The following is a 20266-nucleotide window of genomic DNA, read 5'->3' on the forward strand; positions in this document are numbered from 1 at the left end:
AAACCTTCAAAACAGGAAGTAGCGTTGTGCCATGGGGACGACATCGACAGGCTCGCAGGTCAAAAGCTCGCCATTGGCCCGCACTTCGTAGGTTTCTGGATCAACCTCCATCTGCGGCATCGCATCGTTCAAAATCATCGAACGCTTGCCAATGCCACCGCGCGTATTTTTGACCGCAACCATCTGCTTGTCGACACCAATCGACTCCCGCAAACCGGCACTCATCGCGGCTTCAGACACAAATGTTACTGAGCTGTTGGTGCGCGCCTTGCCGAACGAGCCGAACATAGGCCGGTAATGCATGGGTTGCGGCGTGGGGATGGAAGCATTCGGGTCGCCCATCGGTGCGGTCGCAATCCAGCCGCCAAGCAATACGAAATCTGGCTTTACACCGAAGAATGCCGGATTCCACAACACCAGATCGGCGCGCTTTCCAACTTCCACCGAACCAATCTCATGCGACATGCCATGCGCAATTGCCGGGTTGATCGTATATTTCGAAACATATCGACGGGCACGGTAATTATCATTGCCTGGTACATCCTTAGAGAGTGCGCCTCGTTGCCGCTTCATCTTGTCGGCGGTTTGCCAGCAGCGAATAACCATTTCGCCGACACGGCCCATGGCCTGACTGTCTGATGAGATGATGGAGAAAGCACCCATGTCATGCAGAATATCTTCGGCGGCAATCGTTTCCTTACGGATGCGACTTTCAGCAAAGGCAATGTCTTCAGGAATGGAGGGCGACAGGTGATGGCAGACCATCAGCATGTCGAGATGTTCAGCCACTGTATTGACCGTATAAGGCCGTGTGGGGTTGGTCGAAGCGGGCAATACGTTCGGATACTGGCAGACGCGTATGATGTCGGGTGCGTGCCCACCACCTGCACCTTCGGTATGAAATGAATGGATCGTGCGCCCTTTGAAAGCGGCAAGCGTATCTTCAACAAAGCCCGATTCATTGAGCGTATCGGTATGGATTGCCACCTGCACATCAAACCGGTCCGCGACAGCAAGGCAATTGTCGATAGAGGCCGGGGTCGTTCCCCAGTCCTCATGCAGTTTCAAACCGCACGCACCAGCGAGCACCATTTCCTCCAGTGCGCCTGGCAAGGATGCATTGCCCTTACCAAACACGCCGAAATTCATCGCCATGCCGTCAAATGACTGGATCAGACGGGCAATGTTCCATGGTCCCGGGGTGCAGGTCGTGGCAAGGGTGCCATGTGCAGGGCCAGTGCCGCCACCGACCATACAAGTGACGCCCGAGTTCAAAGCTTCTTCCACCTGCTGGGGTGAAATGAAATGGATATGTGAATCAATAGCACCCGCAGTCAGGATACGGCCTTCGCCTGCAATGATCTCCGTGCCGGGGCCTATGATAATCGTCACACCCGGCTGCGTATCAGGATTGCCGGCTTTGCCGATGCCTGCAATACGCCCGTCGAGCAGGCCGACATCGGCCTTATAAATGCCGGTGTGATCAAGGATCAGCGCATTGGTGATGACAGTATCCATCGCGCCTTGCGCGCGCGATAACTGGCTTTGCCCCATACCATCGCGGATAACCTTGCCACCACCGAACTTAACCTCCTCACCATAGACGGTCAGGTCTTTTTCGACTTCGATAAACAGCTCCGTATCGGCAAGCCGAACCTTGTCTCCGGTGGTCGGGCCGAACATCTGCGCATATGTGGCGCGACTAATTCTGGCTGGCATGGGATTCCCCTTTTTCCTGGATTAGAGCCTGCCCATGACAAGCTGACGGAAGCCATAAATCTCGCGTTTTCCACCAATCGGCACCAGCGTCACATCGCGCTCCTGTCCGGGCTCGAAACGAACTGCAGTTCCGGCTGCAATATCGAGCCTGAAACCACGCGCCTGCTCGCGATCAAAAGACAACGCTGCATTGACCTCGTAGAAATGATAATGGCTGCCCACCTGGATTGGGCGATCACCGGTATTGGCCACTTTGAGGGTTATGGTCGGCTGACCTTGATTGAGCTCTATGTCGCCATCGGCGGTAATAATTTCTCCGGGTATCATCGCATCACCTCATCCGGCCATCAGCATGAGGCCACCAAGAGCCGTCGCGCCACCCGCAACACGCAGAGCAATGCGCCCGTTTTTCCCCGTCATCATGCGCCCGGCTGTGAGCCCCACGCCAATACCTGCCGCATGGAGCAGAATCGTCGCCAGCGCAAAACCCGCACCATAGGAAAGGAAAGCCGCTCCACCAATTTCACCGCCATGGGCATGACCATGGAAGAATGCGAAGAAGCCAACGATCATGGCGCCAACTACAGCCGAAACCGGAAGCGCCAAAGCTACCAGAAGACCAATCACGACTACTGAAGCGAGGATAACCGGCTCGACAAACGGTACCGGAAACCCCGCGAGGGCCGCGACAAACCCAAGCAACATGACACCGACAAAGGCGGCAGGGACGGCAAACAGCGCCCGCCCGCCAAGCATTGCAGCCCATAGACCGACTGCCACCATCGCCAGTATATGGTCAGCCCCTGAAATCGGATGCGTGAAACCCGCCGCAAACGAACCATGCTCGGCAGGGTTAAGATGCGCGAAGGCCGGGCTTGCTGTGAGCGCCATCGCTGTTGCCGCAAGAAATATCGATTTTCTCATTATCAATCCCTCTATTATAGCATTACCAGCAAAAGTGCGGAGCGGCTTTGCGTCGGATAATGCGTAAAAACAAACAGTTACAGCGGTTCCAACGATTCATTCTTAACTGGAACCGCTGCATGTCTTCCCGCTTCAGCGAATTGGTTCATGCACGGTGACGAGCTTGGTGCCGTCAGGAAAAGTCGCCTCGACCTGAACATCGTGGATCATCTCAGCGACACCTGCCATCACCTGCTCACGCGTAATCACATGGGCTCCCGCTTCCATGAGGTCGGCGACGGAGCGCCCATCTCTAGCGCCCTCAACGACGAAATCGCTGATCAGAGCAATCGCTTCCGGATGATTAAGCTTCACACCGCGTTCCAAACGACGGCGGGCGACCATGGCGGCCATAGCGATCAGGAGTTTATCTTTTTCTCTTGGCGTTAAATTCATGATCCTGTTCCAAATCGTCCTGCATAAAACCTGAGCTCGCGCCGGGTTTAAATTGACCAAACTTTAGGCAGTTGTGCCTTTCCATTAAGCAGCGTCAGCAGAGGCACCAAACGCTTGCGAAGCGAATAGCTGTCCGGCGCCATAAGCCGGATCAAAAGCTTCGCAACGCCAGCAGTCTCGGTGATGCTGCATCCCCCATCCTCACCCACAACCGCCCGGGCTTTATCGAGGTGGCGTTCTGGCTGCTTTCCAATCATCAGGATTGTCGCTATCGCCAAAGCACCATCGGTTACCGCACGGCTGTTCAATTGCGCGGTCACATTGGGGCCAATGCAGAACTCTTCGGCGTGAACCAGCCGGTCTCCAACCCGCACGCGCCAGCGATCTCGAAACTGGGCTTGCTCGACGCTTTCTCCCATTGCAAGCCGTCCGAAAACCGTTGTTTCCACCAGCAGCAGTTCAGCACTTGCAGCCATTTCTATCTCCAGCCTCCGCGATAGCGCCGACTGGTTGAACAGAATTGTTTCCTGTGGGAGCCATGCAAGACGTGTATCGTCTGCAAGCTTGATACTTGTGGTGATGCGAGCCTCATCATCGCTCGCGCGATAGATACGTTCGCAGGCTTGGCTCGTGATGATAGCTGATGTGTTTTTGGCCAGTTCCATCTGCCAGTTCAGGCGATCACCGCCAGTTAAACCGCCCGATGTGTTTATGAGGATAGCTTCAAGAGGATCAGTTGCAGCCCGTGGCATACGGATTTTTGCAGCGCCCTCCTGATAAAGCTCGGCAATTCGGGTACGGCCATCCTTGAACTGAAGCGACAATCGCCCAATCCCGTTAACGCGCTGTGATGAAAGCGCCCTTAGATGCTGGTTTGCTGCCGTCATATTCCCGATCATGCGTTCGCCTTGTCGTGTTTAAGAAAGCGAATTTCATGCCAAGAGAGCTGGCCAAGAAAATTGACCAAGAGAACTGACCAGAGGGACCACACGTCACATTACAGCGGTTCCAGTTAAGATTGGATCGTTGGAACCGCTGTCGCTGGTTGTTTTTATGCATTATTCGACGCAAAACCGCTTCGCGCTTTTGCTGGCGATGCTATAAACAAAAAACCCCGCTTCACATTTGAAAGCGGGGTTTTCTTGGTTCTGTATGTCGGTCTGGCCTATTCCGGCTTGATCGTCTTGAGCAGATCGGCAATCGAAACTTCGACCGTTGGGCGGATATCCTTACGCCACAGGGCAAAAGCCACGTTTGCTTCGATGAAGCCCGACTTCGAGCCGCAATCGAATGTCAAACCTCGGTAATCGAAGCCGAAGAACTTCTGCTGATCGGCAAGCTTGAGCATGGCGTCGGTCAGCTGGATTTCATTGCCTGCACCCTTTTCCTGCTTGCTCAGCAGTTCAAAGATTTCCGGCTGAAGAATGTAGCGGCCATTGATATAGAGATTGGAAGGTGCGGTGCCCTTGGCTGGCTTTTCAACCATCTGGTTGATCTCAAAGCCGTTGCCGATCGCATTGCCCTTGCCGACGATGCCGTATTTATGGGCCTCTTCAGGATCGCATTCCTGCACAGCAATCACATTGCCGCCGGTCTGCTCATAAAGCTCGACCATTTCCTTGAGGCAACCCTTCTTCGACTGCATGACCATATCTGGCAAAAGCAGTGCAAAAGGCTCATCGCCGACCAGTTCGCGTGCGCACCAGACCGCATGGCCAAGGCCGAGTGGAACCTGCTGGCGGGTGAAGCTGGTGGTGCCTGGCTGCGGCTGCAATTCCTGCAGATGCTCAAGCTCAGCCTTCTTGCCGCGTTCGGCAAGCGTGGAATAAAGCTCAACCTGTGCGTCGAAGTAGTCTTCGATGACGGCCTTGTTGCGTCCGGTGACGAAAATCAGATGTTCGATACCGGCCTCGCGGGCCTCGTCCACCACATACTGGATGACTGGCTTGTCGACGACGGTAAGCATTTCCTTGGGGATGGACTTTGTCGCTGGAAGAAAGCGGGTCCCAAGACCGGCGACCGGGAATACTGCCTTACGGATTTTGCGGATCGAACTCATTCGTCTCCTCGATTTGTTACAAACAGCGTTGTGCTATCAAAGCATTGAAACCATTGCATTTCAAATAGGGCGTTTTCATTAAGGAATGACGAAATTCCGTCTTTTTCCTTATCACATTCGATGACCTGACCTTAATCTTACTTGATTCAAATATTTCATAAAAGTTCAGGCAATTTTTTTCGTAAATCGCGCCATGGTAAACCAAATGCTAACCTGAAGCCTATAATTTTAAACCTCATCAGGGTCGGCCCCAAATTCAACACTGGATAGTATTAGCGACTTAATGCAATCTGACTGAAACAGGCTCGGCATGAAAGGCAACTCGCCGTTAGGCACGGCAAAATATGATTGCAGAAGGGAAACACAGAATGCTGCGATTTCCATTCACTCTGGGACGAGGAATGCGCGCCAAGATTACAGCAACCGTTGCGGTGGCAATGCTTGCATCTGGGCTGACGACTGGCAGCGCTTTCGCTGATGCCAATTTCCGAAAATGGGTTTCCAGTTTCCGCACCACGGCTGTTCAGAATGGCGTATCCCCATCGACATTCGACCGCGCGTTTCGAGGCGTCGATTCGCCCGATCCGGAAGTGCTGCGCAAAGCGCGCTTTCAGCCGGAATTCAACGAGCCTGTCTGGAACTATATCGACAACCGCGTGAATGAGCATTCCGTGGCTGTGGGGCAGAGCATGGCGAAAAAATGGGGCCCATGGCTCCAGCGCATCGAACAGCGCTTCTCGGTTGATCGCAATATCCTGCTGGCCATCTGGTCGATGGAAAGCAATTACGGCGAAATCCTCAAGCGCGACGACGTTATGATGGACACGATCCGCTCGCTGGCGACGCTCGCCTATGCCGATCAGCGCCGCGCCAAATTTGGTCGCACGCAGCTGATCGCCGCCATGAAAATTCTCCAGACCGGCGATATCGACCGCGGACATCTGACCGGCTCTTGGGCAGGCGCGATGGGTCATACCCAGTTCATCCCGACAAGCTATCAGGCCTATGCAGTCGACATGGACGGCAATGGTAAGCGCGATATCTGGAATTCGGTTCCCGATGCTCTTGGCACCGCCGCAAACCTTCTGCACCGCAATGGCTGGCAGCCGGGTCGCACATGGGGTTATGAAGTTCAGCTTCCAGCGGGACGCAAGTTCCCGTCCGGTTCACTTTCGGCTGCTGAATGGCAGAAGCTCGGTGTCGTCCGCGCCAATGGCCGTCCATTCCCGGATGCCAATGAAAAGGTTACTCTCAAGGTACTTGATGGTCGTCAGGGTCCAGCCTTCCTGATGGGCAAGAACTTCTTCGTCATCAAGCGCTATAACAACGCCGATAAATATGCACTCGCCGTTGGTCTGCTTGCAGATCGCATCGGTGGCTATCAGGGTTTGCGTCAGGACTGGAACCGTCCTTTCACGCCAATCACCATGAATGAGCGTGAAGAATTGCAGACGCATCTCAAGGCGCTCGGCTATTACGACGGCAAGATCGACGGCAAGATCGGCTCAACTTCGCGCAAGGCAATTGAAGCGTTCCAGCAGCGCAATGGCTTGCAGCCAGACGGCCATCCAAGCGCGGAAGTGCTTTCGGTTCTCCGCCGCCGTTAAAAGCCGCTTTAAAGCGATGGAGCGTACATTTGATGTACGCTCCTTTTTCTTTTTGGCGATGGGCGCTACAATTCTGGAAGCAGGAAGGTAAGAACAATGCACGCAAAGCAGTTCAAAAACACGGCTTTCAGCGTTTTAGCAACGATGCTCGTTGCCTTCGCGATTGTTCTCACTGCCTTGTCATCAGCATCGGCACAGGAACGCCCACGCACAATTTTCGACCTGCTGTTCGGCCCCAAGAAAGCACAGCCACAGCAGCAATATGAGCAGCCAAAACCACAACGTGTTCGCCCGGCCAAACCCAAACGCGCGCCAAAAGCAACGCCCGCTGCCCGCTCAGCCCCCGCGCCTGCCCCGCAGCCAGAAGTCAATTTCGTTGAAAAGAAGTCGGATGCCAAAAAAGTTCTCGTGGTGGGTGACTTCATCGGCAATGGTCTTGCGGAAGGGCTCGACGTTGCCTTTGCAGCCAATCCGGATTTGCGGATCGTCAGCCGTATCAACGGTTCGTCAGGCTTTGTCCGCGACGACCATTTTGATTGGCCTGCCAGCATCGGCAAGATACTCGAAGAAGAAAAGCCCGCCGCTGTCGTCGTGATGATCGGTTCAAACGACCGACAGGCGATCACCGCCAAAGGGCAAAGTCTTGCGGCCCGCTCGCCCGAATGGACCGCGGAATATCAAAGCCGCGTTTCCAAGTTCATGAAGGAAATCACGGATAAGAAATATCCACTGATATGGGTTGGCCAGCCACCGTTCCGGCCACGCGGCATGTCGCAGGATATGCTTGCGCTCAATGAAATCTATCGCACCACATCCGAAAAGGCAGGCGCGAAGTTTGTCGATGTTTGGGACGGTTTTGTCGATGAAGAAGGCAATTTCAGCCAGACCGGCTTCGACATCAACGGTCAGACAGCGCGTCTGCGCGGTAATGATGGGATCAACACCACCACTGCCGGCAAACGCAAACTCGCTTTCTACGCAGAGAAGCCTCTAAAGGCGCTTTTCGGCGACATTCGCGACAATGAGCAATTGCTGCCCACCGCCGGAAAACAGGACCCTTCCAAGCCGGTTGATCGTATTGCGCCGGTGAGTCTGCGTGACATTGACCGCGACAATAGCGGGGTTTTGCTGGGCGGAACGCAGGCATCGCGCAAAAAGGATGAGAAAAAGCCGTCAGCAGAGCGAAAAACTGCTCCCGGCAGGGCAGATGACTTCAGCTGGCCGCAAAAAAGCGTAAATCCCTGATACTTAAACAGAATAATGGCCGAGCAGACCGTCTTTTACTGAAAATGCGGTGAAATGTGCGGCATTTCTTCGCCTAATTGCTATATTTCTCTTAGTTCACATTACAGATTTCCTCGTCTATCAGAAGCCTGTTGTCCGTTCCGGGCATGATTTTGAGGGTGCGTCCCCGACGCGACCGCAATGCATAAGAGGCATCTGAATGAATATTGCATCGAAGCCTCCCGTTGAGAACAACCGGGAGGAGGAACCCCATCTTGCACGCAATCTGTCCAATCGACATCTCCAGCTGATCGCCATTGGTGGCGCAATCGGCACGGGCCTTTTCATGGGCTCGGGCAAGACCATATCGCTCGCGGGACCATCAATTTTGCTGGTCTATGCGATCATCGGCTTCATGCTGTTCTTCGTGATGCGTGCACTGGGTGAAATACTGCTGTCCAATCTCGAATATCGCTCATTCGCTGATTTCGCAGGCGACTATCTCGGCCCATGGGCACAGTTCTTCACTGGCTGGACCTACTGGCTTTGCTGGATTGTAACCGGCATTGCCGATGTGGTGGCTGTTTCGGGCTATGTATCGTTCTGGTATCCGGAACTGGCTCTGTGGATTCCGGCGCTTGGCCTGATTGGCGTATTGCTGCTGCTGAACTTGCCAAACGTGCGCAACTTCGGTGAAATCGAATTCTGGTTTGCGCTGATCAAGATCGTTGCAATCGTCGCGCTTATTCTGGCTGGCGCCTATATGCTGATCACGAATTTCACGCTGCCAAATGGTACGCAGGCTTCGGTCACGCATCTGTGGGCGAATGGCGGGTTCTTCCCGAATGGCTTCTTCGGCTTCGTGGCAGGCTTCCAGATCGCGGTTTTCGCTTTCGTGGGTATCGAGCTGGTTGGTACGGCTGCGGCTGAAACTGAAAACCCGACGCGCAATCTGCCAAAGGCAATCAATTCGATCCCGATCCGTGTCGTGCTGTTCTATGTGGGTGCCCTGTTCGTGATCATCACGGTCATTCCGTGGGATCAGGTCGATCCAAACTCCAGCCCGTTCGTGGCCATGTTCTCGCTGGCAGGACTTGGCATTGCCGCCCATGTCGTCAACTTCGTGGTGCTGACTTCGGCAACGTCGAGCGCCAATTCCGGCATCTACTCGACCTCGCGTATGATCTATGGTCTGGCAACATCACGCCTCGCACCGCAGACACTCGGCAAGCTTAACAGCCGCAAGGTGCCAGTGAATGCGCTGTTCTTCTCCTGCATCTTCCTGCTTGCAGGCGTTGTGCTGCTTTATGCAGGCCAGAGCATCATTGAAGCCTTTACCATCGTCACGACGATTTCAGCGCTTCTTTTCATCTTCATCTGGTCGATCATTCTTGCGTCCTATCTTCAGTATCGCCGCAAGCGTCCTGATCTGCATGAAAAGTCGACCTTCAAGCTGCCGGGTGGACGCGCTTCTGTCGTCATGGTGTTTGCTTTCTTTGCCTTCATTCTCTGGGCGCTGGCACAGGAACAGGACACGGCAGCGGCACTCAAAGTAACACCGATCTGGTTTGTGTTCTTAGGCATTGTCTATCTGGCAATTCGCAAAAAACGCCAGCAGAGCTAACGCGCATTACGAAAAGTGGAAACCGGTTTTCGGACCAAAATGCGCGTACAAAAAAGTAACTAAAAAAGCCCGGCTTTAAGCCGGGCTTTTTATTGAGGCGACGTTTTAATTACCGAGGCAATACGGACGATCCCATCAGATCTGCGTCGATAGCATGAGCTGCTTGACGGCCTTCACGAATTGCCCAGACAACCAGCGACTGACCACGGCGCACATCGCCTGCTGCATAGAGCTTGTCGACATTGGTGCGATAGTCTTGCTCATTGGCCTTCACCGAAGTTCCACCGCGACGATCCGTTGCGATTTCGAGCTTATCGCCAAGTTCCTTCACCACGCTGTCTTCGCCCGGACCGAAGAAGCCGATGGCGATGAAAGCAAGATCAGCCTTGATGAAGAACTCAGAGCCAGCAATCGGCTTGCGCTTTTCATCAACCTGGCAGCACTTCACATGAGTGAGCTTGCCGTCTTCGCCGATGAATTCAAGCGTTGCCACCTGAAACTCGCGATTAGCACCTTCAGCCTGACTGGAAGACGTACGCATCTTGGTTGCCCAATAAGGCCAGACGCTCAGCTTGTCTTCTCTTTCAGGCGGCTGCGGGCGAATATCGAGCTGCGTGACATTGACCGCGCCCTGACGGAAAGCCGTACCAACACAGTCGGAAGCCGTATCACCGCCGCCGACAACGACGATATGCTTGCCACCGGCAAGGATTGGGGCTTCATGCCAGGCGACCGATTCAATGTTTTCGCGGCCAACACGACGGTTCTGCTGAACGAGGTAAGGCATGGCATCATGCACGCCTTCAAGGTCTGCACCCGGAATACCGGCTGGACGCGGCTTTTCAGAACCGCCCGAATAAAGCACGGCATCATAGGTATCGAGCAGACCGCGCAGCGGCTTGTCGACGCCGATATTTACGCCGCAAAGGAAGCGGACACCCTCACCTTCCATCTGCGTGACGCGACGGTCGATCAGGTGCTTTTCCATCTTGAAGTCAGGAATACCATAACGCAGCAGACCACCCGGACGGCTCTCGCGTTCATAGACATCGACCATATGACCAGCGCGTGCCAGCTGCTGTGCGGCCGCAAGACCTGCCGGGCCAGAACCGATGATCGCGACCGACTTGCCGGTCTTCTGCGCTGCTGGCTGCGGAACGATATAGCCAAGCTCATAGGCCTTGTCGCCCAGTGCCTGTTCAACGGTCTTGATCGCAACTGGCGCATCTTCAAGGTTCAGCGTGCAGGCTTCTTCACAAGGCGCCGGACAAACACGACCCGTGAATTCCGGGAAGTTGTTGGTCAGATGCAGGTTGCGGATCGCCTGATCCCAGTTGTTGTTATAGACGAGATCGTTCCAGTCAGGGATCTGATTGTGCACAGGGCAGCCCGTTGGACCGTGACAGAACGGGATACCGCAATCCATGCAGCGTGCCGCCTGCTTCTGCACTTCACCGTCCGTCATGGGAAGCGTGAATTCGCGGAAGTGACGAATGCGATCCGATGCTGGCTGGTACTTTGCTACCTGCCGATCAACCTCAAGAAAACCAGTAACCTTACCCATTATTCCATGCTCCTATCGCGGTGCTATTCGCCATTTCAGGCGCACAAGCACCGCGTCTTGATTATGAGTTTTATTCCGCTGCAACGCCGATCTGCATGCGTTCCATCTCTTCGAGAGCGCGACGATATTCGACCGGCATGACCTTCACGAATTTCGGGCGATAGCTCTCCCAATTATCGAGAATGTCCTTGGCGCGCGTAGAGCCGGTGTAATGCAGATGGTTGGCAATCAGCTGCACCAGACGTTCTTCGTCGTGGCGCGTCATGTTTGCCGATACATCCACACGGCCCTTGTGCATCAGGTCGCCGCCGTGATGGTGCAGCTTTTCGAGGATGTCATCCTCTTCCGGCACCGGTTCCAGCTCGACCATCGCCATGTTGCAGCGCTGTGCAAAGTCACCTTCTTCATCCAGCACATAGGCGACACCGCCCGACATGCCGGCTGCAAAGTTACGGCCAGTTTGACCGATAACGACAACCACACCACCCGTCATATATTCGCAGCCGTGATCACCCACGCCTTCGACAACCGTGACCGCACCGGAGTTACGCACTGCGAAACGCTCGCCTGCCACACCGCGGAAATAGCACTCGCCTTCAAGCGCACCGTAAAGCACGGTATTGCCTGCGATAATCGAGTTTTCAGCCACAATACGCGTGTCTTCTGGCGGACGTATGACAATGCGACCACCCGAAAGACCCTTGCCGATATAGTCGTTGCCATCGCCAATCAGTTCAAACGAGACACCGCGTGCAAGGAAGGCACCGAAGGACTGGCCAGCCGTACCGCGCAGGGTAACGGCAATGGTGTCATCCGGCAGACCCTTGTGACGGAAACGCTTGGCCACTTCACCCGAAAGCATCGCACCTGCCGAACGGTCGACATTCTTGATGTCGACATCGATCTTGACCGGTGTCTTGTTTTCAAGCGCAGGCATGGCCTGAGCAATCAGCGTCCGATCCAGAACATCTTCAATCGGATGATGCTGACGTTCGGTCCAGAAGATTTCGTGCTTCTCGGCTTCCGGCTTGTAGAAGATACGGCTGAAGTCGAGACCCTTGGCCTTCCAATGATCGATCATGGTCTGCTTTTCGAGCAGTTCCGTTTCGCCGATAATCTGCTCAAGCTTGGTGAAGCCCATGGCTGCCAGCAATGCGCGAACTTCTTCTGCCAGATAGAAGAAGAAGTTGATGACATGCTCAGGCGTGCCCTTGAAGCGCTTGCGCAGAACAGGGTCCTGCGTGGCAACGCCCACAGGGCAGGTGTTGAGATGGCACTTGCGCATCATGATGCAGCCAGCGGCAATCAGCGGAGCGGTCGAGAAACCGAACTCGTCGGCACCGAGCAGCGCACCGATCACCACGTCGCGACCGGTCCGAAGACCGCCATCGACCTGCAGCGCAATGCGTGAACGAAGACCGTTCAACACCAGCGTCTGATGGGTTTCGGCAAGGCCGATTTCCCATGGCGAACCAGCGTGCTTCAATGAGGTGAGCGGAGACGCACCCGTGCCGCCATCATAGCCGGACACTGTGATATGGTCAGCGCGTGCCTTGGCAACACCGGCCGCAACCGTACCAACACCCACTTCCGAAACCAGCTTAACGGAAATATCAGCTGCCGGATTAACGTTCTTCAGATCATAGATCAGCTGTGCCAGATCTTCGATCGAGTAGATGTCATGGTGTGGTGGAGGCGAAATGAGGCCAACACCCGGCGTCGAGTGACGTGTCTTGGCGATGGTCGCATCGACCTTATGGCCCGGCAGCTGACCGCCTTCACCCGGCTTTGCACCCTGCGCAACCTTGATCTGGATGAGATCGGAGTTGACCAGATATTCCGTCGTCACACCAAAACGCCCCGATGCCACCTGCTTGATCGCAGAACGTTCTGGGTTTGGCGTACCATCCGGCAGCGGATAGAAACGATCCGGCTCTTCACCGCCCTCACCCGTGTTTGACTTGCCGCCAATGGCGTTCATCGCACGCGCAAGCGTGGTGTGGGCTTCACGCGAGATCGAGCCGAACGACATGGCGCCTGTCGAGAAGCGCTTGACGATATCGACCGCCGATTCAACCTCTTCAATGGCAACAGGCTTGCGACCACTTGCTTCCGCAAAGCGGATATCAAACAAGCCACGAATGGTCTTTGCCTGCGCCGCCTTGGAGTCGAGCATGGACGTATATTCGGTGAATGTATCCGGGTTCGAAGTACGGACGGCGTGCTGCAGTTTCGCTACCGCGTCCGGCGACCAGAGATGTGCTTCACCACGCATACGGTAGGCATATTCGCCACCAACTTCGAGCGCTGTCAGCAGAACCGGGTCGTTGCCGAACGCATCGGTGTGGCGACGCACGGTTTCTTCCGCAATTTCGTCAAGACCAACGCCTTCGATGCTCGTTGCCGTGCCGAAGAAGAACTGATCGACAAAGCTCGTCTGCAGGCCGACCGCATCAAAAATCTGCGCGCCGCAATAGGACTGATAGGTCGAGATGCCCATCTTGGACATGACCTTGAGAATGCCCTTACCGATCGACTTGATGTAGCGCTTGACCACTTCATATTCGTCGACTTCCGGCGGGAATTCGCGACGGCGATGCATGTCGAGCAGCGTGTCGAAGGCGAGATATGGGTTAATTGCTTCGGCACCATAGCCTGCGAGGCAGGCGAAATGATGCACTTCGCGCGGTTCACCCGATTCAACGACCAGACCAACCGATGTACGAAGACCCTTGCGGATCAGGTGATGGTGGACAGCAGCCGTTGCCAGCAGAGCCGGGATCGGAATGCGATCCGGACCAACCTGACGATCCGACAGGATGACGATGTTATAACCGCCATGAACCGCTGCTTCCGCACGGTCGCACAGGCGTTCAATCGCGCCCTGCATACCGTTAGCGCCTTCGCCGACATTATAGGTGATGTCGAGCGTCTTGGTATCGAAGCGATCTTCCGTGTGACCGATGGAGCGGATCTTTTCGAGATCGCCATTGGTCAGGATCGGCTGACGCACTTCCAGACGCTTGCGGCGCGATGTGCCAACCAGATCGAAAATATTTGGGCGCGGCCCGATGAAGGAGACAAGGCTCATCACCAGCTCTTCACGGATCGGATCAATCGGCGGGTTCGTGACCTGCGCGAAGTTCTGCTTGAAATAGGTGTAGAGCAGCTTCGACTTGTCAGACATTGCCGAAATCGGCGTATCCGTACCCATCGAGCCGATGGCTTCCTGACCAGTTGTGGCCATTGGCGACATCAGAAGCTTGGTGTCTTCCTGGCTGTAACCGAATGACTGCTGACGGTCGAGGAGGCTTACATCCTTGCGCAGCGCGCGAGGCTCAACCGGGTTCAGGTCTTCCAGAATAAGCTGCGTGTTGGAAAGCCACTGCTTGTAAGGATGCTTCTGTGCGATCTGTGACTTGATTTCCTCATCCGAAACGATGCGGCCTTCTTCCATATCGATCAGCAGCATACGGCCGGGCTGAAGACGCCACTTCTTGACGACCTTCTTCTCTTCGACAGGCAGAACCCCTGCTTCCGAAGCCAGAATTACGAAATCATCGTCAGTCACAATATAACGGGCCGGACGCAGACCGTTACGGTCCAGCGTCGCACCAATCTGGCGGCCATCGGTAAAGGCAACGGCAGCAGGACCATCCCATGGCTCCATGAGAGCCGCATGATATTCGTAGAACGCGCGGCGTTCGTCCGACATCAGCTTGTTGCCCGACCATGCTTCCGGGATCAGCATCATCATCGCATGTGCGAGGCTGTAGCCACCCTGATGCAGGAATTCGAGCGCGTTATCGAAGCAGGCAGTGTCCGACTGGCCTTCGTAGGAAATCGGCCAGAGCTTGGAAATATCGTTGCCGAACAGCTCCGAATCCACCGATGCCTGACGGGCAGCCATCCAGTTAACGTTGCCGCGCAGCGTGTTGATTTCGCCGTTATGCGCAACCATGCGATATGGATGCGCCAGACGCCATGACGGGAAAGTGTTGGTCGAAAAGCGCTGGTGAACGAGCGCCACAGCACTTTCAAAGCGCGGATCTTTCAGGTCGTTGTAATAGGCACCAACCTGATAGGCCAGGAACATGCCCTTATATACAACGGTGCGCGCCGACATGGAGACGATATAGAAGCCCTTATCGTCGCCCTCGTTTTCCTGATAGATGCGGTTGGAAATAACCTTGCGCAGCACGAACAGGCGGCGTTCAAAATCATCGTCGGTTTCAATGGTCGCGCTACGGCCGATGAAAACCTGAACATGAAAAGGTTCGGTCGCGGCAATTTCAGGAGCCTTCGACAAAGACTCATTATCAACCGGCACCTGACGGAAGCCGATGAAGGTCTGGCCTTCAGCAGCGATGACTTCCTTGATGATCTCTTCGATATGCGCGCGCAATTCCGCATCGCGTGGCATGAAGAGATAGCCAACGGCATAATGGCCCGGCTGCGGCAGATCGATGCCCTGACGCGCCATTTCTTCGCGGAAAAAGCGATCTGGAATCTGCACAAGAATGCCCGCACCGTCGCCCATCAGAGGGTCGGCGCCAACCGCACCACGATGGGTGAGGTTTTCAAGCATCTTGAGGCCGTTTTCGACAACCTGATGCGACTTCTGACCCTTCATATGCGCAATGAAGCCAACGCCGCAGGCGTCGCGTTCGTTGCGTGGATCATAGAGACCTTGGGCGGGGGGAGTACCCGCGGAAGTTCGCGTTTTTCGGGTTGCGTTGGTGGAATTGGTCGCAGCTTTGACCGTTCCGTTCTGACCGTTGTGTAAATCCACATGCGATACAGATGGCGTCAAATGCGGCATCGTCATTCCCTCCAGTGAGCGCGCAACCCTGCGCGATACGATAATGAACCGGAACGGCTATTCGTTCCGTAAGTGATTTGTGTGTATGGAAAGCCTTATCGAAAAGGCGTTGGACGACGTTCCGGGGCCGATGGCATAGCCATCGAAAGGAATATTGTTTTGGCGCCTTAGTCTTTCAGGCTCGACAAGCGACCTCGGCCCGCATTGCGGCGCACCAAACTCCCCTGTCTCATTAAGCATCGCATTCTGCCGGGTTATCCCGATCCGCGCGGCACTTTCTTTCTGCAACTGACGGAAGCTTTGACAAGAAACCTGACGATCACAGTGATGAATTGGACAGCAAGGGTGAATTAGTCAGCATTGCTGTCCTAATCACGTATGACAGAATTCAAATTCGCTCACAAGATGGAAACATGATTTTTTCGAGCCAATTGCGAAACAAAGTGTCGCAGACATTCACTATTGCATCATTTAATTACGTTTGATGCTAGTTGCGTCAGTTTGGCGCGCCTAGCGCTCCTCACGGGAAGCTCTAAAAAGTGACAGATGCTGCTCGCTTTTTAGCGTCAACAGGCCTTACGCCTGTTACCGAGTCCGGTTATAGACCTTTGCTATAAGGTCCTACCGCCAGCGGAGAACATCGTGCATTTTGCTTCAGACAATTGGGCAGGCGCCCACCCGAAAATCGCTGAAAGTCTTTCCCTTCATGCAAACGGATTTGCTGCAGCCTATGGCGCCAGCGAAATCGACAAACGCGTGGAACAGCGTTTCAACGAATTGTTCGAGCGTGAAGTCGCGGTCTTCTTTGTCGGCACAGGCACGGCGGCAAACTCCTTGGCGCTCGCCAGCGTCAACCGTCCAGGCGGCGTTTCACTCGTGCATCGCGAAGCGCATGTGATCGAAGATGAATGCGGTGCGCCTGAATATTTCACCGGCGGCGCACGTCTGCATCCGATTGATGGCGCAATGGGCCGTATCGATCCTGAATTGCTCAAGCGCGAACTCAAGCGTTTCAATCCGGCTTTCGTTCATGCCGGTCAGCCGATGGCGGTCAGCATCACGCAGGCCACGGAAGTCGGCACGCTGTATCAGCCTGAACATATCGCGACGATCTCGCAGATTTGCCGCGATGCGGGCCTGCCTCTGCATATGGACGGCGCACGATTTGCAAACGCGCTTGTATCCCTTGATATGACGCCAGCCGAAATGACATGGAAACAGGGCGTCGATATTGTTTCCTTTGGCGGCACCAAGAATGGTTGCTGGTGCGCAGAAGCGCTGGTCTTCATGGACCCGGCCCGCGCACGCGACCTGCCTTTCATCCGTAAACGTGCAGCACAGCTTTTCTCAAAGACGCGCTTTATTGCAGCACAGTTCGATGCATATCTTGCAGACGATCTCTGGATTGACCTTGCAAAGCATTCCAATGCGCTCTCTGCGCGTCTCGCCCGTCACATTGATGCATCCAGCCAGATGCGGCTCGCATGGAAGCCGGAAGCCAACGAAGTCTTCGCGATCATGAAACAGTCAGTCTATGACCGCCTGCGCAGTGCGGGTGCGATTTTCTATGACTGGAACCCGCCGCATTCGGAAGTCAACCGTATCAGCGAGGGCGAAATCTTCGCGCGCTTCGTCACGAGCTTTGCCAATACCGAAGAAGAAGTCGATCAGTTCGGCAAGCTTATCGCTTAGAGCGCGTATCCCAAAAGCCAAAAAAAGCGGCGCTTAATGCGCCGCTTTCTTTATATATAGTCTTCAGCAGAGATTAGTGGGCAGTTTTCGTTTCGATCTGCTGGGCTTCACCAACCGATGCTTTGCTGACTTCAATCTTGCGCGGCTTCATCTGTTCAGGGATTTCGCGCTTGAGATCGATATGGAGCAAGCCATTCTTGAGGCTGGCACCAGCGACTTCAACAAAGTCTGCAAGCTGGAAGCGGCGCTCGAAAGCACGCGAAGCAATGCCACGATAAAGCACTTCACCGGTTTCAGAAGCATCGTTCTCGGCCTTCTGGCCCTTCACGGTCAACTGATTGCGATGGGCTTCGATTTCGAGTTCGCTTTCCGAAAAGCCTGCAACGGCCATGGTGATGCGATAGGTGTTCTCACCGGTCCGCTCAATATTATATGGCGGATAAGACTGCGAACCTTCTGGCGATGCGAGCGTATCGAGCATCGAGGAGAAGAGACGGTCGAAACCAACGGTGGAACGATAGAGCGGGGAAAAATCAACGTGACGCATGTGTAAGCCCTCCTTAAGAGCGACATAATGCATTGGTTTGGCGGCAGAACTCCCATTCTGGCGAATTCTTCGTGCCGGCGATCCCGTTATCGGCGACCGCAAAACTTAATTGGGAATGCCCCTTTTTCATTTCAAGGCTGATTTTATTGTGACTTGCATAAAACGCTGTCGGGGCCGCGCGTGAAAGTCGAGAATATAGTTACACGGCTTATCACTTAGCGTAACAACTCCTGATCGCTTGGACCCCGGAAATTGGGGGTTACGCCATCCAATGAACCCAAAATGAACATCATCTTCGGCGAGCGTTCAGATGCTTGGGGCTATTGTCCCACTATGCCTGCTGAGAGGCGGGTTCATCAAAGGATTACGGTTATGAAAAAAGCTTTTCTTGCTTTTGCCGCACTTGCCACCGTCGCGACCGGAATTGCGACTACGTCCCATGCAGCTGATAACGGCCTGCGTGTTCAGGTTCAGTATTACGACGATGATGGTTATCGTCCACCAATGCCGCCACGCGGCGGACCACGTCCAGGTTGGGACGGTCCAGATCGCGGATATGATAGAGGCCCGGGTCGCGGACCCGGCTGGGGTGACGGTTATGGACGCCCGGAAACACTCGGCCCACGCCAGATTTCGCGCTCACTGCAGCGCCGCGGCTACGATGTCGGCGATATGCGTCGTGAACGCGGAGCTTATCTCGTCAAAGCAACCCGCCCGAATGGCCGCCGCGTCATCGTTGTGGTCGATGCTTTCAGCGGCCGCATCATCGATGAACGTCGCGTTGGTCGCGGCTGGTAAAATTCTCTGATTTGGAAAGATCAGCCAGTGTAACGTCCCTTGCACTGGTTGTTTCCTGAACCGGAAGTTTGCTTGCAAACTTCCGGTTACTTTTTATCATTCTTTATCCGACTATACTGGTGTGTGAATTTACAGCGGTTCCAGTTAGAAATGAATCGTTGGAACCACTGTAACTATTTGTTTTTACGCATTATCCGACGCAAAACCGCTTCGCACTTTTGCTGGAAATGCTATAATCGGGGCCGCAGCTTGAATGCCTGAACTTCTTTTTGAAACCGACGCGAACCCCATTCCCGCAGGGACGAAATCGGGACAGTTCAAGTCGAAAGATGGCCTGGATCTGCGCTACGCCATTATGAGACCCGAAACAAAACCGTCGCGCGGAACCATTATTCTGCTGCAGGGCCGCAACGAGTTTATCGAAAAGTACTTTGAAACCATCTCGGATCTGGCCAGACGCGGGTTCGCGGTCGCAACGCTGGACTGGCGGGGTCAGGGTGGTTCGCAGCGGCTGCTCAAAGACCGACTGCGCGGCTATGTTCGGAATTTCAGCGACTATACTGACGATCTCGATCAGTTTCTGACCGAGATTGTGCTGCCTGATTGTCCACCACCCTTCTATGTGCTGGCGCATTCGGCAGGCGCACTAATTACCTATTCATCGATTCACAAACTGGCATCGCGCGTGACCCGTATCGTGCTGTGCGCGCCATTAATGGGATTGCGTCCATCACAATCCGGCGACACCAAAATGCGCTTCATGGCAACGACCTTGCGCTGGCTGGGAATGGGCCGGAATTATGCCGCCGGCGGGCGCTTACGCGGTGAAAGGCCCTTTGAAAACAACCCGCTGACCAATGATCCTGAACGCTTTGAACGCAATATGGCTGTGGTGCGAAAACATCCAGAGCTGGCGCTTGGCGGGCCAACAATCAACTGGATCGGCAATGCGCTTGCGGCCGCAGCCCGTATTCATCAGCCCGGTTTCTATGACGGGCCGACAGTGCCTGTGCTGGTTATTGCTGCAGGTGCTGACAAGGTCGTCTCGACCACAGCTATTGAGCGCTTTGCTGCGAGCACGCGCAACGTCTCGCTCGTCGTCATCGACGGCGCTCGCCATGAATTGCTTCAGGAAGCGGATTTCTATCGCGAGCAGGCTCTTGCCGCTTTTGACGCTTTCATTCCCGGCACATCGGAAATTGAAGCGCTTCCAGAGAGCATAGAGCCTGCAAATCCAGACAAGGCCTGACG

At 54.7% G+C, this 20266-nt stretch carries 15 protein-coding genes; 6 read left to right on the plus strand and 9 right to left on the minus strand.

Annotated features, from left to right (window positions below):
- Window positions 1–6: 6 nt before the first annotated feature.
- From ureC to galU, 6 genes are all read right to left on the minus strand, one after another.
- Window positions 7–1719, minus strand: coding sequence for an urease subunit alpha (ureC, locus tag CEV34_RS11585; protein ID WP_007877170.1), 1713 nt, complete (start codon window positions 1717–1719; stop codon window positions 7–9).
- Window positions 1720–1740: 21 nt separating this feature from the next.
- Window positions 1741–2046 (minus strand): urease subunit beta, encoded by a 306-nt coding sequence (locus CEV34_RS11590; RefSeq protein ID WP_007877171.1) that lies wholly within the window; start codon window positions 2044–2046, stop codon window positions 1741–1743.
- A gap of 9 nt (window positions 2047–2055) precedes the next feature.
- A complete protein-coding gene (locus CEV34_RS11595) occupies window positions 2056–2643 on the minus strand; it encodes a HupE/UreJ family protein (RefSeq protein WP_007877172.1) in 588 nt (195 codons plus the stop codon).
- Window positions 2644–2775: 132 nt separating this feature from the next.
- A complete protein-coding gene (locus CEV34_RS11600; RefSeq protein ID WP_007877174.1) occupies window positions 2776–3078 on the minus strand; it encodes an urease subunit gamma in 303 nt (100 codons plus the stop codon).
- 47 nt (window positions 3079–3125) lie between these two features.
- The gene (locus CEV34_RS11605; RefSeq protein ID WP_039860283.1) at window positions 3126–3965 is read right to left on the minus strand and encodes an urease accessory protein UreD; all 840 of its coding nucleotides are present in this window, start codon (window positions 3963–3965) and stop codon (window positions 3126–3128) included.
- 278 nt (window positions 3966–4243) lie between these two features.
- Window positions 4244–5137 (minus strand): UTP--glucose-1-phosphate uridylyltransferase GalU, encoded by an 894-nt coding sequence (galU, locus tag CEV34_RS11610; RefSeq protein ID WP_007877178.1) that lies wholly within the window; start codon window positions 5135–5137, stop codon window positions 4244–4246.
- A gap of 368 nt (window positions 5138–5505) precedes the next feature.
- Between galU and CEV34_RS11615 the strand changes: the two genes are divergently transcribed.
- The 3 genes from CEV34_RS11615 (at window position 5506) to CEV34_RS11625 (ending at window position 9592) form a co-directional block, all read left to right on the plus strand.
- Window positions 5506–6744, plus strand: coding sequence for a lytic murein transglycosylase (locus tag CEV34_RS11615; RefSeq protein ID WP_007877180.1), 1239 nt, complete (start codon window positions 5506–5508; stop codon window positions 6742–6744).
- A 96-nt stretch (window positions 6745–6840) separates the two neighbouring features.
- Window positions 6841–7989, plus strand: a complete 1149-nt coding sequence (locus CEV34_RS11620; RefSeq protein ID WP_179253496.1) for an SGNH/GDSL hydrolase family protein — start codon at window positions 6841–6843, stop codon at window positions 7987–7989.
- A 199-nt stretch (window positions 7990–8188) separates the two neighbouring features.
- Window positions 8189–9592 carry an amino acid permease gene (locus CEV34_RS11625; protein ID WP_007877184.1) on the plus strand — a complete coding sequence of 468 codons (1404 nt, stop codon included), beginning with the start codon at window positions 8189–8191 and terminating at the stop codon, window positions 9590–9592.
- Window positions 9593–9701: 109 nt separating this feature from the next.
- Here the strand turns inward: CEV34_RS11625 and CEV34_RS11630 are convergent, their stop codons facing one another.
- Window positions 9702–11156 (minus strand): glutamate synthase subunit beta, encoded by a 1455-nt coding sequence (locus CEV34_RS11630; RefSeq protein WP_007877187.1) that lies wholly within the window; start codon window positions 11154–11156, stop codon window positions 9702–9704.
- Window positions 11157–11226: 70 nt separating this feature from the next.
- Window positions 11227–15978 carry a glutamate synthase large subunit gene (gltB, locus tag CEV34_RS11635; RefSeq protein WP_007877189.1) on the minus strand — a complete coding sequence of 1584 codons (4752 nt, stop codon included), beginning with the start codon at window positions 15976–15978 and terminating at the stop codon, window positions 11227–11229.
- A gap of 642 nt (window positions 15979–16620) precedes the next feature.
- On the opposite strand from gltB, the gene CEV34_RS11640 reads away from it, so the two are divergent.
- Window positions 16621–17670 (plus strand): threonine aldolase family protein, encoded by a 1050-nt coding sequence (locus CEV34_RS11640; protein ID WP_007877192.1) that lies wholly within the window; start codon window positions 16621–16623, stop codon window positions 17668–17670.
- Window positions 17671–17743: 73 nt separating this feature from the next.
- Here the strand turns inward: CEV34_RS11640 and CEV34_RS11645 are convergent, their stop codons facing one another.
- Window positions 17744–18217, minus strand: a complete 474-nt coding sequence (locus CEV34_RS11645) for an Hsp20 family protein (protein WP_007877193.1) — start codon at window positions 18215–18217, stop codon at window positions 17744–17746.
- A 372-nt stretch (window positions 18218–18589) separates the two neighbouring features.
- Between CEV34_RS11645 and CEV34_RS11650 the strand changes: the two genes are divergently transcribed.
- Window positions 18590–19015, plus strand: coding sequence for a PepSY domain-containing protein (locus CEV34_RS11650; protein ID WP_007877195.1), 426 nt, complete (start codon window positions 18590–18592; stop codon window positions 19013–19015).
- A 253-nt stretch (window positions 19016–19268) separates the two neighbouring features.
- The gene (locus CEV34_RS11655; protein ID WP_094543640.1) at window positions 19269–20264 is read left to right on the plus strand and encodes an alpha/beta fold hydrolase; all 996 of its coding nucleotides are present in this window, start codon (window positions 19269–19271) and stop codon (window positions 20262–20264) included.
- Window positions 20265–20266: the final 2 nt, after the last annotated feature.

Origin of the sequence: Brucella pseudogrignonensis (assembly GCF_002252525.1) — a bacterium.
Classification (GTDB): Bacteria; Pseudomonadota; Alphaproteobacteria; order Rhizobiales; family Rhizobiaceae; genus Brucella; species Brucella pseudogrignonensis.